Here is a 16,908-nt window from a genome sequence, read left to right on the forward strand (position 1 = left end):
ATGTATATCAGAAATGGATAAACAAAAATGAAGCAGAGATTAAAATAGTAAAGAAAAATTTTAAATTGTAATAATAAGAGCAATTTAAGATAAATTAAGTAATTATGACAAGCGCATTCGAAATGAAAATATTTGTTTTGGAATGCGTTTGTTGTAAAGATGAGAATATACGGAGAGTGTTAAGGATGGAAGAATTGAGATTGAATAATGAGTTTGAATCATTATTAAATGATAAAGAATGTGTTATAAAAAATATAAGAGATAAAATTATATTATATAATTGCAAGCAAATATATCCGGAAGATCATATTGAAATAAAAAAAGCAAATGTTAATAATAAATATGATGTTTTGGATGTACATAGAGATGAGAAAAAATTAGTGATTGAAGCGGATATAGAGACCGCAATAATATATGCGGCGGTTTTATACAAAAAAGCATATGATCCTATGGATGAATCAAAAAGAAAATATATTTGCAATTATGCAGAAAAAAATAAATTTGATGAAGTAATATGCAGTATTAGATTATGGTTTAGTGACGATATCTATTCTATAGGAATTGAGGACATTAAAAAAATCTCAATTTTAAACAACAATGAAAATATAGATGTAAAATTTGGAGGCAAATATATAGTAAAAAATGTATCAAAAATAAGCGGATATATTGTTTTTTACAATTATTGTGAGCAATTAAGAAATATAAAGTTGTTTTATGAAAAAATAAAAGCAAATTTTAAAAGTGATATTGAATTTCATAAAATTGCTAAAGTGTATATTTTATAAATTATAAAAACTATAACTGCGTATTATTTTAAAAGTATGGAGGTGACCTTGCAAGAATAATCAGCAATCTGGAGCCGACAGAAGCTAAAGAAGGAAGCCTTATAAACAGTAACTGTAGATCCGCCTTTTACTGGAAATGGGTTTACAAAGGCAGAAAATGGAGAGATAATACCGGAATTCATATGTGAAGGACGATTGAATATTGAGGGTGGTGCTAAATTATTCGAGATAAAAAGAGACGGAACTGAAATACTTAAGGCTATATATAGTAAGGCAGATAATAAATTTATACCAGTTAAATAAAGAAAGAGTGAGGTGGCTATATTGATGAAAGATGGAGAATTTGCAATTTATTTAGGAAAAGAATATTCGGCAGGGAAAATTGAAAAAGGAAAAATAGTGTTACGTTCAACAGACATAGAGGATGTAAAAAATGGTTTTGAACCGTGTAAACCGTTTAATATTAAATATATTGAAGATAAAATAGTATGTATGAAATTTGTAAATAGCCCTGAAATAACTGAATATTTCATAATAAGGACAATGGCATTTTATAAAGGCTTTGAATTTCAAGTTGTTGAGAAAACAGAAGATAAGTTATCTATAGAAGCTACGGGAGGTGATTGCAGGGAGTGGAAAAGATTAGGAATGAAGTGTATTGAAAAGTATGTATATCAAAAATGGATAAACAAAAATGAAGCAGAGATTAAAATAGTAAAGGAAAATTTAAAATTGTAATAATAAGAGCAATTTAAGGTAAATTAAGTAATTACGACAAGCGCATTCGAAAGGAAAATATTCGTTTTAGAATGCGTTTGTTGTAAAGACGAGAATAATTGACAATCTGGAACCGACAGAAGCTAAAAAAGCAGTAAGCCTTATAAACAGTTATGGTGATGAAGCACTGGAAATGTTTAAGGAAGGGAAGAGCTTTGATGAGGTAAAGAAGGTTGTTGAGGGTGGATTAAGCGAGAGTGGTTTAGATTCTGGACTAACGCAATCACAAATAGAGAAAATTGTAAATACACCTAAAGGTAGTAGACCAGACCCTTCTAGCTATTTAAGTCAAGAGTATATTGAGGCACATTTAGCTCAATTTAATGATGGAGTATCTGTTATTCAAACAGAATGGGCATATAAGCGATATTCTGAAATTAATGGTTTTGTTGGTGTACCAGACGATAATAGTTTATTTGTTATGCCAAAGAATTATTGTGATGATGTAATAGAGAGAGCAAATGGAAACATATCAATTATAGAAAAAGAATTGGGCTTTCCAGAGGGATATTTTAGTGATGGTGGTGGTTTAATCAGAATTGATGCTCCTAATACTCCTGAGTTGAATATACGTATTCCGAGTGGAAATGAAACGGGAGCAAATATTCATTGGATTCCAGGAGGAAAGACTTCTGGAGGAGTTCCAGAGGCTATAACAAATACAATACCTCTTAAAGATACAACTATAACAAGGATTGATGTTGATTAAAGGAGAATAAGGATGGAATATAAAGAGTTGATAAGTAATGCAATAGAGAAAGATGAGGTAGTAAAATTATTACGCGGAGAGGGAGAATATGAAGTAGTTGTTTCCGAATTTACATCAGATATATTTCCAACAGACGTAAATTCTGTGCTTATAAATTGCTTTTACAAGCAAAACGGTAATATTAGAGATATTGAAAAAATATTCAATAATGCCCTTAATGACTTAATCAAGGGGAATGCGAGTGATGTTTATATTGCTGTGTTATATTTTGATTCATGTATTTTTCAAGAAGAAAAAGGAAAAGCAACTTTTCTAATTGATAAAGAGGATGTATCAAAAAAATTACAGGAGAAGATTCATAAAGAGGAAAATAAACTGCGAGAATCAGTTGAATTTGAGAATGGAATGAAGAAGAGTAATCCTTGGAATAATATTATGAATTTTAATAAGTATTATGAAAAAAAATATGGAATATGTATAATTTAACCTAGATTATTCATGGCATAGCCGTGAAAGTGGCTGAAAGCCATATAGTTGCTATATTTTAACTGAATATCGCATTTCACCTATCAAGTGAATGAAAAAAGAGCATCCATTTGTGGTAAAATTATGGTGTCTATACTTAAAAAATAACCCCAAAGAGCCCTTTATGATTATTGTAAACACCTTGTCATTAGAAAGCAATAGACAAATTAAAATAAATTTTTATGGAGGAGATCTCTCCTCCGATGCAGGCTTACTTCTTATTAAGAAATTCGTAAGCAAACTTAGTTTTAATAAGCTTTAAGAAAAACTTTCAAGACAAATGATTCTGCATTATTCAGATATCATACAGAATAGGAAAACATGCTCCAGATGATAGATATGATAATTGCCGGTTATTTTGAAGATGATGATTCTGATGAACTTACCAATGATCCTGTATTCAAGTCTGTACTTGAAAAAGATGCCCTTGCATCACAGCCTACGGTATCAAGATTCTTTAACCGTATGGATGAAGATACCTTAAACTGGTTTCTCGTGATTGGCAGAGCACTTCGCAAAAAAATTTACAGTATCCAGATGCCACAGGCTGTTATTCTGGATTTGGACTACACCCTTCTTGATGCATATGACAGACAGTAAGGTCGAGCATTTAACTTCCATTATCAAAGCAATGGTTACCATCCACTTGTCTGCTATGATGGGAGGTGGTGGCATACAATATTTATTATCTGACACAGTAGATGAATTACTAGATGCAGACATATTAAGGAGGATTAAGTAGTGACAATAATAGAATTAGAACGTGAATTATTGCATTTGGGAATATCAAGTGATTTGTATTCTATAATGACGGGTGGATTACCTAATGAAAAACTATGTATTGTAAAGGATGATAAATGGCAGGTTTATTATAGCGAACGAGGAAAGAAAAGTGGACTAAAAATATTTGAAACAGAAACGGAAGCTTGTGAATATTTTTTGTGTAAAGTAAAAAGATATGCAACTAAATAATTTTGATTATGGTTGTACTTTCGGATTCCCAACAACCTATAACTCATGCATGTCTATTAATTAATCATCATAGTTGCCCAGAAGCAATTAAGAATCCATGATGTTAATTAATAGATACTAGCAAAATTTTGCCGAGCTTGGTATAAGAAAGGATATTGAAAAATCAAGATAGAATATTTAGTTCCAATATGCTGATATAAACGCACGCCTAGCAACAAGAAAAAATGTTGCGAAAGGGTGCGTTTATATCAGCGTGTTAGGGAAGTAGATTTAGATACCATCAAAGAACGGCAGCCATACTGCAGAAATTCGGACAGGATGGTCTGAACCTTGCAGGGAAGTATGGAGACGACCTTGCAAAGATAATCGACAACCTTGAACCTGCAGAAGCCAAAAAGGCAGTAAACCTTATAAACAGTTACGGAGACGAAGCATTCGATTTATTTAAGGAAGGAAAAGGTGCGGATGAAGTAAAGAAGATTGTTGAGGGTGGATTAAGTGAGACCAGAGTGGTAGTAAGACAATTGATTATGTTAAATTAAGTGATGAACTTGGAAATAAAATAACACTTGATGGATACAAAATAATAAATATTAAAGATGCAACGACTGCTAATGCAGATTGGGCAGATATGGGGTATGATTTATCACCATATTTAATAGGAGATAGTGATATTGAAACTAAATTTATCAATATTCAAAAAAATATATGACAGTTTGTATTTGGATGATGGAAAAGAATTCAAATATATTGGATTTAAGGATACTAAAAAGAAAAAATTTTTTTAAAGAATTGCTCATAGCAATCAATCTTCTAAAGAATAAACTGAATGATGAATATATTATTGATGATAATATGGATTTTTTAAAGAAAATTATTATTTAACTTGAATTATGTATTCAAATAAATAAGTTGACTTTTTCCCTGCAATTTGATAGCATTACGTGGTACACTTTAGTTTGATAAAGTAGTAAAACAATAAATGAAAGAAAACATCTTTAATTTAGGAGGAAATTATGAGAAAATTAGTAGCATTAGCTTTATCATGTGCAATGGTATTTTCAATGACTGCATGTGGAAGCAAGGATAATGGAAGTAAAGATAATGGTAGCAAGAGTGATAGTGGAAAAACAACTTTTACAGTAGGATTTGACGCTGAATATCCACCTTATGGATATATGGATGACAATGGTGAATATACAGGATTTGACATTGAACTTGCACAGGCTGTATGTGATATTGAAGGATGGGAACTTGTAAAGACTCCTATCGACTGGGATTCAAAGGACTTAGAGTTAAATAATGGAAACATTGATTGTATTTGGAATGGATTTACAATGAATGGAAGAGAAGATGATTATACATGGTCAGACCCATATGTAAATAATGAACAGGTTATGATTGTTGCTAAAGATTCAGGAATTAAGAAGTTAGCTGACCTTAAAGATAAATATGTAGGTGTTCAGGCAGGAAGTGCAGCACTTGGTTTATTAAAAGAAGGTGGGGATCAGGAAGATTTAGCTAAGACATTTGCAGATTTACAGGAATATGCAGATTACAATACAGCATTTGCTGAATTACAGGCAGGAACAGTAGATGCAGTTGCAATGGATATAGGTGTTGCTAAGTATCAGATTGAATCAAGAGATGATGGATATGAAATCCTTGATGAGAAATTGAATTCTGAACAGTATGCAATTGGATTTAAGAAAGGCAATACTGAACTTAGAGATAAGGTGAATGCAGATATTAAGAAGTTGTATGAAGACGGAACAGTAACAAAACTTGCTGAAAAATATGGAATTGATGATATGATTTGCTTAGGAGAATAATCTAAGATAATCTGGAGGAAATAATGACTTTACAAACAGGAATGATGTTGTTAGCAGCAAAAATGCCATTGGATATGATGATATCTAAGATGTCAGAAGGTATGGTAGAAACATTAAAAATATTTTTTCTAACCCTTCTGTTTTCATTACCGCTTGGTTTGGTTATTGCATTTGGCAGAATGGCAAAAAACAGAATAATAAGATATATAGTAACAGTGTACATAGCAATAATGAGAGGAACTCCATTGATGTTGCAGGTAATGGCAATTTATTTTGGACCTAATTATTTACTTCATATTCGTATACCAAGAAGTTACAGATTTATTGCCATAATAGTTGCATTTGCCTTAAATTATGCAGCTTATTTTGCAGAAATATATCGTTCAGGTATTGAATCAATGCCTGTTGGACAATATGAGGCAGCAAGATTACTTGGATATAATAAGGCACAGACATTCTTTAAAATAATTTTACCGCAGGTTATTAAAAGAATTCTTCCATCAATTACAAATGAAGTAATATGTCTTGTAAAGGATACTTCACTTGCATTCTCAATTGCTTATTTGGAAATGTTTACAGTAGCAAAGCAGATTGCATCATCTAATACAAGCTTTACACCATTTATTATTGCAGGTGTGTTCTATTTTATTTTTAATAGTGTAGTTGCATGGGTAATGAACTTTGCAGAAAAGAAATTAAATTATTACAAATAGGAGGGGAATATGAGCGTTTTAGAAATGAATAATATTCAAAAACACTTTGGTGATTTAGAAGTGTTAAAAGACATTTCCCTTTCAGTTAATAAAGGTGAAGTATTGTCTATCATTGGACCGTCAGGTTCAGGAAAGTCAACATTATTAAGATGTGCAGTTAATTTAGAAAAAATTGATGGTGGAAAAATAACATATAATAATGATGTGATGGCTGATACACAGAATGGCAAAGTAATGTATGCAAAGAAAAATGAATTAAAGAAAATCAGAGATTCATTTGGGCTTGTATTTCAGAATTTCAATCTTTTTCCACATTATTCAGTATGGAAAAATGTTATTGATGCACCAATTCATGTACAAAAAAGAGATAGGTCAGAAGTTGAAAAGACTGCGATGGAATTGCTTGAAAAAATGGGTATAGCAGATAAGAAAGATTCTTATCCATGTCAGTTATCAGGTGGTCAGCAGCAAAGAGTTTCTATTGTAAGAGCACTTGCAATGAAACCGGATATTTTGTTTTTTGATGAACCAACATCAGCCCTTGATCCTGAGTTAACACAGGAAATTCTTAAAGTCATAAAAGAATTAGCAGATGAACATATGACAATGGTTATAGTTACACATGAAATGTCATTTGCAAAGGAAGTTTCAAACAGAATTATATTTATGGAACATGGTGTTATAGTAGAAGATGGAACACCGAGTGAGGTATTTGCATCAGAAAATCAGAGAACAAAAGAGTTCCTTGGTAAATATAGAAATTTGTAAATTTAATAAATAAAGAAATTATAGCGTAGTGGTTTGTACCAAATCTAAAAAGGTTAGACATAAATCTGACAATTGTAGGTTGGAACAACAGCTACGCTTTTATTATTGTTATAGAAACTGTGAATTATATAATTACATTAAATTAGAGTTGCGAGTTTTTAGTTATAATACATTTAACAAATGATTGCATTTTTTGGAAAAAAACTGAAAAATTTTATTCCTGGTTATTTTGTATCACATAATATGTAGTTGACATACAATACTATACGACATATAATATAAAAAAAGAAATAATATGGAGGAGTATCTATGATATTTAATACAGGAGCTGCTTTATTGGATGCAATAGTATTAGCCGTTGTATCGAAGGAAAAGGATGGAACTTATGGATATAAGATAACCCAGGATGTTAGAAGTGTTCTTAGCGTATCTGAATCAACGTTGTATCCGGTGCTTAGACGATTACAAAAAGAAGGTTATTTTGAATTGTATGATAAAGCCATAGATGGAAGAAATAGAAGATATTATAAAATTACTGATACAGGAAGAAGCCAGCTTAATATGTATGTAACTGAATGGGGTAATTATTCTAAAAAGATAACGGATTTATTTGAAAATGAAAAATCAGGAGGTAATGAAAATGACTAGAAAAGTTTTTATGGAAACGTTAGAAAGAATGTTATCAGATGTTTCTTTTAATGATAGATATGATGCTTTAAGTTATTATAAAGAATATTTTGATGATGCAGGAATCACGGAAGATATGGTTGTACCTGAAAGTGTAGGAACACCTGAACAGATAGCGATGAGATTAAAGAAAAGCATTAATAGCGGAGAGAATATAACCAGTGAAAATATTAATATAGGTGGAACTTATAATAGAGATAATACAAGTGGTTCATACAATACAAAGCAAAATACTGGCAATAGCTATAATAATAGTCAAAATGCAGGACAGTATTCATATAATAATTCTCAAAATACAGCACAATATGAATATAATAATGCAGGACAATACAATAAGAAAAATGATGAAAGAGCAATTAAAATAATTGTTGCTATCATAATTGCGGCAGTTACATTTCCAATATGGAGTGGAATATTAGGAGTTATTATAGGAATTGTTTTTGGTCTTGGCGGAACTATAATTGGGTTAGGAGTAGCAGGAATATCATTGATTGTAGTTGCAATAGTTTCAGGGTATGGATTTGCAACATCAGTATTGCTTATGGGAATAGGATTAATTTTATTTGGTGTAGCAATATTGTTAGTAATACCGGAAGCGTTGTTTTGTATTAAATTTTTGCCATGGTTATTTAAACAGGTTGCAGAATTAATTCATAAAATAACAGGCAGAAAGGAGTTTAATGTATGAAAAAATTAATAAAAATTACGGCAGTTGTTGGTGCTATTATTGTTGTACTAGGAATCGTGTGTATAGTGGCTGGAATCTCGAAAGGTGGAAGTAATATTGTTAAAGAAGAGATAGGGAAAACTTTTGCGAAGGCTAAGGTTAAGATAGAAAAGAACGATACTACAGGAATGACAAAATTACAAAACAACAGTGATACAATTGACATGTTATCAGTTAATAATTTAAGACTTGATTTATCAACAGCGTCATATGATATTGAAGAATGGAACAAAGAACAGATAGGATTTTCTTATGATGCAGATATAATGGAAGTTTATTATTTAAATGAAGGAGATTCACTAAATGTTTTAATACAATACAAGAAAAAATGGAAAAAAGGTGAACGAGATGTAACAGTTTACTTGCCAAGAGGAAAATCATATAGCAATTTTAATTATAGTCTTTCAGCAGGAGAAGCAGATATTGAAAATATATCAGCTGTATATGCAACAATTAATAATGATGCAGGAAGTACATCAATTGATAGCCTGCAATCAGCATCTACAGACATTACTGTGAATATGGGAGAATTATCAATTGACAACTTATCAACAGATACGATGAATACAGATATATCTATGGGAGATTTAGATATAGAAGGAGTGATAAATGGTGCGGCAAAGATTGTCTGCTCTATGGGAAATGCAGAAATGACATTGAATGATGGAACTAGTGCATATAATTATCAGTGGGATATAAATATGGCTGATTTGTATGTTGAAAATTGTATCGACAAATCTGATTTTTCAAGTGATGGAAATAAAGATAATGGTGCAGAAAAGATGATAAGTATAGAATGTGATATGGGAAGCGTTGAAATTGATTAACATTTTTCTACTATAATGTGATAAAATGCTATGGCAGGTGTGCAAATAAGTATACCTGCCATAATATTTTTACATAATAAGAATAGCATTTAAAAAATGGGAGAAATTTAAATGAAAAGTTTATTAAAGTATTTAAAGAATTATAAGAAAGAATCAGTGTTTGCTCCCCTCTTTAAGATGTTAGAAGCATCGTTTGAATTATTTGTGCCTTTAGTAGTGGCGAAAATAATAGATAATGGTATTGCTAAAGGGGATAATATTTATGTTCTGAAAATGGGAGGAGCTTTACTTTTACTTGCTATAATTGGACTTACATGCTCTTTAACGGCACAGTATTTCGCAGCAAAGGCAGCGGCAGGATTTGGAACAGAAGTAAGACATGCATTGTTTAAACACATTCAGACATTTTCCTATGATGAGATTGACAGATTAGGCTCATCTACACTTATTACAAGATTGACAAGTGATTTGAATCAGGTTCAGTCTCAGGTTAATATGTTTTTAAGATTGTTCCTAAGGTCTCCGTTTATTGTGTTTGGCGCAACAATTATGGCATTTACGGTAGATGTTAAGGCAGCACTTGTATTTGTTGTAGCGATTCCCATTCTTGCAGTAATTGTATTTGGAATTATGCTTGCAACAATCCCAATGTATAAAAAAGTTCAGAATGGTTTGGATAAAATTTTATCTGAAACAAGGGAAAATCTATCCGGAACAAGAGTAATCAGAGCATTTAATAAAGAACAGAATGAAATTGATAGTTACAATGAAAGTAATGATGCATTAAATAAATTTCAGATTTTTGTTGGAAAAATATCCGCAGTTATGAATCCACTCACATTCGTGGTAGTAAATTTTGCCATGATTGGAATTATTTATGTAGGGGGAATAAGAGTAGATGCCGGATATCTTACACAGGGAATGGTTGTAGCACTTATCAATTATATGTCACAGATTTTAATAGAATTGATAAAACTTGCAAATCTTATTATTAATCTGACGAAAGCGTTTGCCTGTGCAAATAGAATTGAAGATGTTATGAAAGTTGAATCTTCAATGAAATTTGGAAATGAAACAGAAGGAAAGAATAAAGAAATTGAAGTCGAATTTAAAGATGTTTCACTTATGTATGCAGGTTCTAGTGAAAATACAATAGAAGGACTTAATTTAAAGGTTCTAAAAGGACAGACTATAGGTGTAATAGGCGGAACAGGCTCAGGTAAAACGTCTCTTATAAATATGATTCCAAGATTTTATGATGCAACTAAGGGTGAAGTCTTAGTAAATGGAACAAATGTTAAGGAATACACTGAAGAAGGTCTTAGAAATAAAATAGGAATTGTTCCACAAAAAGCAGTTTTATTTAAAGGAACAATTAGAAGTAATCTTTTATGGGGAAATGAGAGTGCAACAGAAAATGATTTGATGGAAGCGTTAAAGCAGGCACAAAGCTATGATTTTGTTATGCAGAAAGAAAATGGAATAGATTCTGTTGTAGAACAAAATGGACGAAATTTCTCAGGTGGACAGAGACAGAGACTTACAATTGCAAGGGCTTTAGTAAGAAAGCCGGAAATTCTTATATTAGATGACAGTTCATCAGCACTTGATTATACAACTGACGCTAATTTGAGAAAAGAGATAGCAAAGCTAAAAGATATGACAGTATTTATCGTATCTCAAAGAACAGCATCAATTATGGATGCAGATCAGATTGTTGTGCTTGATGATGGAAATGTTATGGGAATTGGAACCCATAAGGAATTATTAGAAAATTGTGAGGTATATAAGGAAATATATGAATCACAATTTAAAAAGCCGGAAAAGGAGGAAATGTAAGATGAAAGAAAAGACATTGACTCAAAAGCAGGCTTTGGAAAAAGTAATAAAGCATATAAAAAAATATTGGTATTTACTTGGCGGTTCACTATTTTTTGCACTAGTGTATGTTGCTCTTTCATTGTATGTACCAATTCAGTTAGGAAATGCTACAGACCTTATTTTAGGTAGGGGAAAGGTAGACTTTACAGAGATTGGACTTATAGCTGTTAAAATAGCCGCGTTTACTTTAATAGCTGCATTTGCACAGTGGATAATGAATAACTGTAATAATAAAATTACTTATAATGTAGTAAGAGATATTAGAGAAGAGACATTTGAACACTTACAGAAATTGCCACTTAAATATATTGATAGTCATTCTAATGGAGAAACAGTAAGTAAAATAATCACAGATGTAGATCAGTTAGCAGATGGATTGCTTATGGGATTTTCACAGTTATTTACAGGAATGGTTACAATTGTATTAACATTGGTATTCATGCTTACAATAAGCATTAAAATTACATTGGTTGTAGTTTTAGTAACACCTGTTTCTTTATTTGTAGCTAAATTTATTGCAACAAGAACTTATTCAATGTTTAAGAAACAGTCAGAAACAAGAGCTAAGCAGACGGCACTGATTGATGAAATAATTGGAAACGGAAAAATTGTAAGGGCTTTTGGAAGAGAAGATGAAGTTGTAGAACAGTTTGATGAAATTAATGAGGATTTAAGAAAATATTATTTAAAGGGTACATTTTTCTCATCAATTACAAATCCGTCAACAAGATTTGTTAACAGTCTTGTATATGCAGGAGTAGCAATTTCAGGTGGTATTATTGCAATAACAGGAGGAATTACAGTAGGTAATTTACAATGTATTTTAAGTTATGCAAATCAATATACTAAACCATTTAATGAAATTTCAGGCGTTGTTACGGAACTTCAAAATGCGATTGCCTGTGCGGGAAGAGTATTTGCCCTTCTTGAAGAAGAAGCGGAAATTGAAAATAAAGATGCAATAGATATTGAAAATGTATCAGGAAGTGTTGAATTAGACCATGTTAATTTCTCATATACACCTGATAAGAAATTAATTGAAGATTTAAATTTATGTGTCGAACCGGGTAAAATGATTGCCATTGTAGGACCGACAGGATGTGGAAAGACAACTATAATTAATCTTTTAATGAGATTCTACGACGTTAACAGTGGAAAAATCACGATGGATAGCCATAATATAAAAGATATAACAAGAAAAAGTCTTAGAAAATCTTATGGAATGGTGCTACAGGAAACATGGCTTAAGAATGGTACGATAAGAGATAATATAGCAATGGGAAAAGAGGATGCAACATTAGAAGAAGTAATAGAAGCAGCCAAGTTATCTCATGCGCATAGCTTTATAAAGAGACTTCCAAATGGATATGATACTGTAATTGGTGATGATGGCGGAAATCTTTCACAGGGACAGAAACAGTTACTGTGTATAGCAAGAGTTATGCTTTGCCTTCCACCAATGCTTATTTTAGATGAAGCTACATCATCTATTGATACAAGAACGGAAATACGAATCCAGAAAGCATTTGCTAAGATGATGAAAGGAAGAACAACTTTTATTGTTGCGCATAGACTTTCAACTATCAAAGAAGCAGATACAATACTTGTCATGAATGATGGAAAGATTATAGAGCAGGGAAATCATAATCAGCTGCTTGCAAATAAAGGATTTTATTATGAACTTTACAACAATCAGTTTAGTTCAGTAAATTCTTAAACTTTTGCCATTGTTTATAGGCAAATGAAAAAAATATAAGGCTAATAATTATTGCACACAAAAATTGCGAGCCATAATTAAAAATTAAAGAGTGGGAAGTTGATGAACCACTAAAAATATGTATAAAAATATAACCTGTTGTCAGGCTTAAGGTTAGCCAGATGACAGGTTTTATTATGTTTGCAACAGGAGAAAAATTAACAGCAACTTCTTTAGAAATATAGCGTAAATGAAGTGAAACAGTTATCAATTCGCTTAAGAGCATTCCCCAGAAATAAGCTTTTATTCCATAAAAAGGAACAAGTAGAAGTAAAAATAATAATCTTATAATTATGGCGGCCATATTATGAATAAACGCAGCAGTAGTTTTTCCAAGACCATGCAAAATAGAGCCAAAAGATATGGACATGTACATTAAAGGACATAACCATGAAAGTGTTTTAATATAAGAACCGGCACTTGCATGACCAAATATATCTTTCCCAATAAAATCTCCGAAAAAAATAAAAAAGCCAATACAAAAAATACCTGTAACTAAAGAAAACCATATTGTGAAATTTGTTGTAATTTTTATTTTTTCTTTGTTCCCTGAAACATTTGCGTCAGCAATTGTAGGCATAATCATCATTGCAATAGAATTGCTAATAGCTGATGGAAATGTAATTACAGGCAAAGTTATTCCTGCAAGAATTCCATATAAGGTAATAGCTGAATTAGAACTTAGGCCGTATTTAACAAGCATAAACGGAATTAGTATAGCTTCCGCACTTTGAAAGAAAGTCAGTAAAATTCTGTTAAGCGTAAGGATATACGAAACGTTAAAGAGCATTTTCATTTTTGAAAAAATATTTGAAAAATTATCTTTTGAAAAGAATGAAATTCCATAATTTGAGACAACCAATATGCAGTAAACGGTTCCTGCAATTTCAGATAAAATAAGAGAAAAGACAGCAACTTTAGGTGTTAGGGCATACCCTTTAGATGTAAAAATAACATAAAAAATAAACAAGGAAGCCAATTTGAATACCTGTTCTAAAACCTGAGCTATTGATGGGATAAGAGGCTTTTTTAAACCAAGATAAAAACCCACGGTACATGCATGTAGTACAGTCATAGGTATAGTATAGGAAGCATATTTTAAAAGTATGGCACAATTTGGTTCGCCTAAAAAAGAAGCCAAAACATTAGAAAAAAAATACATAATAAACGAGGCGATAACAGCAAGAAATTCAGACATGATAATACTTGCCGTAAATATTGAATAACTCTTTTTTAAATCTTTACTTTCAGCAACAAATCTTGATACAGCAGTTTGTATTCCACCGCATGAAAAAGAAATAAAGAAAGCAAGTACGGGAAAAATCATTTGAAAAAGGCCAAGCCCTTTAGCACCAATTAAGTTAGATAAGAATATTCTATATAAGAAACCAATAACTCTGCTTGCAATCCCGGAAAATGTAAGCATAATGGTTCCTAAAATAATAGTAGTCTGTTTTGACATAAAATTCTCCATTCTGCTTTTTACTATAAAGAAAAATAAAGCAGAAAATTTATTAGTTCATAATATGATGCAAAGTACTTAAAAATGATTAATGAGAGGGTGAAATTTTGATATATTTAGATAACGCTGCAACTACGGCAGTATGTAAAGAAGCAAAAGAAGCGATGGTTCCGCTTTTAGAAGATGAGTATGGAAATCCATCTGCAAATTATCCTTTTGGAGATAGGGCAGGAAGTATCGTCGAAAGAGCAAGAATAAGGATGGCAGGAATGATTAATGCAAATCCTGAAAATATCATATTTACATCAGGAGGAACTGAATCAGATAATAGTGCTGTGCTTAAAATAAAGGATATTGAAAATTCGCATATTATTACAACAAAAATTGAACATCATGCAATATTAAATACCTGTGAATACGCTAGAAAAAAAGGTGCAGAAGTAACCTACCTAAATGTAAATCCGGATGGAGAAATAAATATTGATGAATTAGAAAAATCTATAAAGGAAAATACAAGGCTTATATCGGTCATGTTTGCAAATAATGAAATAGGAACAATAGAACCGATAGCAAAGATAGGGCGTTTAGCAAGAGCATATGGAATAACTTTTCATACAGATGCCGTACAGGCATTTGGGCATGTTCCGATAAATGTTGCAAGGATGAATATTGACTTGATGAGCGTAAGTGCACACAAATTTAACGGACCTAAAGGTGTTGGGTTTCTCTATGTAAGAAATATAGATGATTTTGAACCACTTATATGGGGTGGGGGACAGGAAAATGGAAAGCGTTCAGGAACTGAAAATGTAGCAGGAATTGCTGGAATGGAGCAGGCAGCAATTCAGTCGATTAAGAACATGAGTTATAGAATGCAAAAAGAACAGTATTTGCGTAATTATCTCATAAATCGTGTTATGAATGAAATTGATGATGTAAAACTTAACGGACATAAATTTAAAAGGCTTCCCGGAAACGCAAATTTTAGTTTTAAAAATATAAACGCTGCTAAATTGGTTGAAGATATGGGAAATGAAGGCATTTGTATTTCAGCAGGCTCGGCCTGTGCGGCGGCAGGAGGAAAACCGTCGCAGGTTATTATGGCTATAAATGTTCAGAAAGAGTATGCTTATGGAACAGTAAGAATAACTATATCACATGAAAATACAAGAGATGAAATTGACAGGACAGTAGAAATAATGAAAAAGTTAATAAAACTGCAAAGAGAACAGTAGAAAACTAATGAATTATATAAAAGTAAAAGCATCCGCATAAACATCATTGTTATAAAATAAGTTTGTGGGGATGTTTTTATATGTATTCAATAATCTTTGAATTTCAACAGTAAAATTATGAAATAAAACAGTAAAATTATGAAATAAAACAGTAAAACTATGAAATAAAACAGTAAAACTATATCATAAAATATCAAATAAATATAATGAAACAGAGAAAAATGTAATAACTTTGTTACCTAAATATTACATAAGTCCGAAATTTATTAAATAAAGATTAACTTTGTCAAAATCTGTTGTTTTTTGTTGTTTATATGATAGAATGGCTATGGCTATTACGAAAATTATTGGCCTTAAATAACATTACTTAAAGAAAAGGCAGATTACAATAATGCTGGTTAGTAAGAGGAAAGATAATATGAAAATGATGAATAATAAGAAAAACAATAGGACAAGTATAGTTTTAGGCACGATAATGATTGCTATCATAGCAGCTATTATTATTTGTGTAGAAGGAGCAGGATTTGGGCTTGAATCTAAAATGATTAAATCATTAGCAGATAATATACATGAAAATGTACCTGAGGCACAAACTTACAAAAGTAAGTATAGAAAAGCAAACAGACATGATAGTGAAAATGAAACTACAAGAACAAAAAGAGAATATGGAAAATATTTGTTTGTAGGAGATTCCAGATATAAGGGAATGGAAAAAGCAAATGCGACAGATGAAGATGTGTTTATTTGTGAAGTTGGTGAAGGATACGACTATTTGATAAACCAGATGAATAATATAAAGTATGAGATTGATGATAATACAGCATTAATTATAGGATTAGGAGTTAATGACTTAGTAAACATCGACAAATACGTAGATAAAATAAATGAAATGTCACAGACATTTGATTGTCAGATTTATTATATGCTTGTAAATCCTGTAGATGAAGAACAGGAGACATATAGTGGTTATCACATTAAGAATGATGACATAGATTATTTTAATCAGGAAATCATAGACAGATTAGATGAAAATGTCATTGTAATAGACACAAACAGTTATTTGAATGCCATCGGATTTGAAACTCAGGATGGACTTCATTATACAGAAGAAACTTACGAAAATATTTATAATTATATAAAGTCACAGTTATAAAATAATTGTGTATGACACAGGCGGAGGAAGAGATGTTATTTTGCAGTAATCAGTTTATATTTTATTTTTTACCGATAGTGATATTGATATATTTTTTAG

General features: G+C 31.3%; 17 protein-coding genes and 1 pseudogene. 17 read left to right on the plus strand and 1 reads right to left on the minus strand.

From position 1 onward, the window contains the following. Positions 1–185: 185 nt before the first annotated feature. The 15 genes and pseudogenes from DWW96_RS03285 to DWW96_RS03350 all read left to right on the plus strand — a co-directional run bounded on the left by DWW96_RS03285 (position 186) and on the right by DWW96_RS03350 (position 12,920). A complete protein-coding gene (locus tag DWW96_RS03285; protein ID WP_117909051.1) occupies positions 186–785 on the plus strand; it encodes a hypothetical protein in 600 nt (199 codons plus the stop codon). 327 nt (positions 786–1,112) lie between these two features. Further along, the gene (locus tag DWW96_RS03290) at positions 1,113–1,523 is read left to right on the plus strand and encodes a hypothetical protein (protein ID WP_117909053.1); all 411 of its coding nucleotides are present in this window, start codon (positions 1,113–1,115) and stop codon (positions 1,521–1,523) included. 172 nt (positions 1,524–1,695) lie between these two features. Next, positions 1,696–2,271 (plus strand): hypothetical protein, encoded by a 576-nt coding sequence (locus DWW96_RS03295; protein ID WP_117909055.1) that lies wholly within the window; start codon positions 1,696–1,698, stop codon positions 2,269–2,271. 12 nt (positions 2,272–2,283) lie between these two features. Beyond that, the gene (locus DWW96_RS03300; protein WP_117909057.1) at positions 2,284–2,757 is read left to right on the plus strand and encodes a hypothetical protein; all 474 of its coding nucleotides are present in this window, start codon (positions 2,284–2,286) and stop codon (positions 2,755–2,757) included. Positions 2,758–2,920: 163 nt separating this feature from the next. After that, positions 2,921–3,459, plus strand: a pseudogene (locus DWW96_RS03305) (transposase); the annotation flags it as partial. After that, positions 3,383–3,538, plus strand: a complete 156-nt coding sequence (locus tag DWW96_RS14195) for a hypothetical protein (RefSeq protein WP_199522674.1) — start codon at positions 3,383–3,385, stop codon at positions 3,536–3,538. The pseudogene DWW96_RS03305 and the gene DWW96_RS14195, both read left to right, overlap by 77 nt. Then, positions 3,538–3,768 (plus strand): hypothetical protein, encoded by a 231-nt coding sequence (locus tag DWW96_RS03310; protein WP_117909060.1) that lies wholly within the window; start codon positions 3,538–3,540, stop codon positions 3,766–3,768. The genes DWW96_RS14195 and DWW96_RS03310 overlap by 1 nt, the downstream gene beginning before the upstream one ends. A 1,016-nt stretch (positions 3,769–4,784) precedes the next feature. Further along, on the plus strand, positions 4,785–5,600 hold the full coding sequence (locus DWW96_RS03315) for an amino acid ABC transporter substrate-binding protein (RefSeq protein WP_117909062.1): 816 nt from the start codon (positions 4,785–4,787) through the stop codon (positions 5,598–5,600). Between the two features lie 62 nt (positions 5,601–5,662). Beyond that, complete coding sequence (locus DWW96_RS03320; protein WP_117909502.1) at positions 5,663–6,313, plus strand: amino acid ABC transporter permease; 651 nt, start codon at positions 5,663–5,665, stop codon at positions 6,311–6,313. 9 nt (positions 6,314–6,322) lie between these two features. Next, positions 6,323–7,081 (plus strand): amino acid ABC transporter ATP-binding protein, encoded by a 759-nt coding sequence (locus tag DWW96_RS03325; protein WP_117909064.1) that lies wholly within the window; start codon positions 6,323–6,325, stop codon positions 7,079–7,081. 309 nt (positions 7,082–7,390) lie between these two features. Then, entirely contained in the window at positions 7,391–7,729 is a 339-nt protein-coding gene (locus DWW96_RS03330) for a PadR family transcriptional regulator (protein ID WP_117909066.1), read from the plus strand. Continuing rightward, the gene (locus tag DWW96_RS03335) at positions 7,722–8,456 is read left to right on the plus strand and encodes a hypothetical protein (protein ID WP_022089277.1); all 735 of its coding nucleotides are present in this window, start codon (positions 7,722–7,724) and stop codon (positions 8,454–8,456) included. Before DWW96_RS03330 ends, DWW96_RS03335 begins: the two co-directional genes overlap by 8 nt. Then, positions 8,453–9,322: a DUF4097 family beta strand repeat-containing protein gene (locus tag DWW96_RS03340; RefSeq protein WP_117909068.1), complete on the plus strand. Its 870-nt coding sequence runs from the start codon at positions 8,453–8,455 to the stop codon at positions 9,320–9,322. Before DWW96_RS03335 ends, DWW96_RS03340 begins: the two co-directional genes overlap by 4 nt. 111 nt (positions 9,323–9,433) lie before the next feature. After that, positions 9,434–11,161, plus strand: a complete 1,728-nt coding sequence (locus tag DWW96_RS03345; RefSeq protein ID WP_117909070.1) for an ABC transporter ATP-binding protein — start codon at positions 9,434–9,436, stop codon at positions 11,159–11,161. Position 11,162: 1 nt separating this feature from the next. Continuing rightward, the gene (locus DWW96_RS03350) at positions 11,163–12,920 is read left to right on the plus strand and encodes an ABC transporter ATP-binding protein (protein WP_117909072.1); all 1,758 of its coding nucleotides are present in this window, start codon (positions 11,163–11,165) and stop codon (positions 12,918–12,920) included. Here DWW96_RS03350 and DWW96_RS03355 read toward each other — a convergent pair. Continuing rightward, a complete protein-coding gene (locus DWW96_RS03355; RefSeq protein ID WP_158562638.1) occupies positions 12,901–14,421 on the minus strand; it encodes an oligosaccharide flippase family protein in 1,521 nt (506 codons plus the stop codon). The two genes, DWW96_RS03350 and DWW96_RS03355, sit on opposite strands and share 20 nt — an antisense overlap. A gap of 107 nt (positions 14,422–14,528) precedes the next feature. On the opposite strand from DWW96_RS03355, the gene DWW96_RS03360 reads away from it, so the two are divergent. Together DWW96_RS03360 and DWW96_RS03365 are read left to right on the plus strand one after the other, a co-directional pair. Beyond that, positions 14,529–15,656, plus strand: a complete 1,128-nt coding sequence (locus DWW96_RS03360; protein WP_117909076.1) for a cysteine desulfurase family protein — start codon at positions 14,529–14,531, stop codon at positions 15,654–15,656. Positions 15,657–16,074: 418 nt separating this feature from the next. Continuing rightward, a complete protein-coding gene (locus DWW96_RS03365) occupies positions 16,075–16,809 on the plus strand; it encodes a hypothetical protein (RefSeq protein ID WP_158574536.1) in 735 nt (244 codons plus the stop codon). Positions 16,810–16,908: the final 99 nt, after the last annotated feature.

The organism is Eubacterium sp. AF17-7, from assembly GCF_003461285.1.
Taxonomy (GTDB): domain Bacteria; phylum Bacillota; class Clostridia; order Lachnospirales; family Lachnospiraceae; genus Eubacterium_U; species Eubacterium_U album.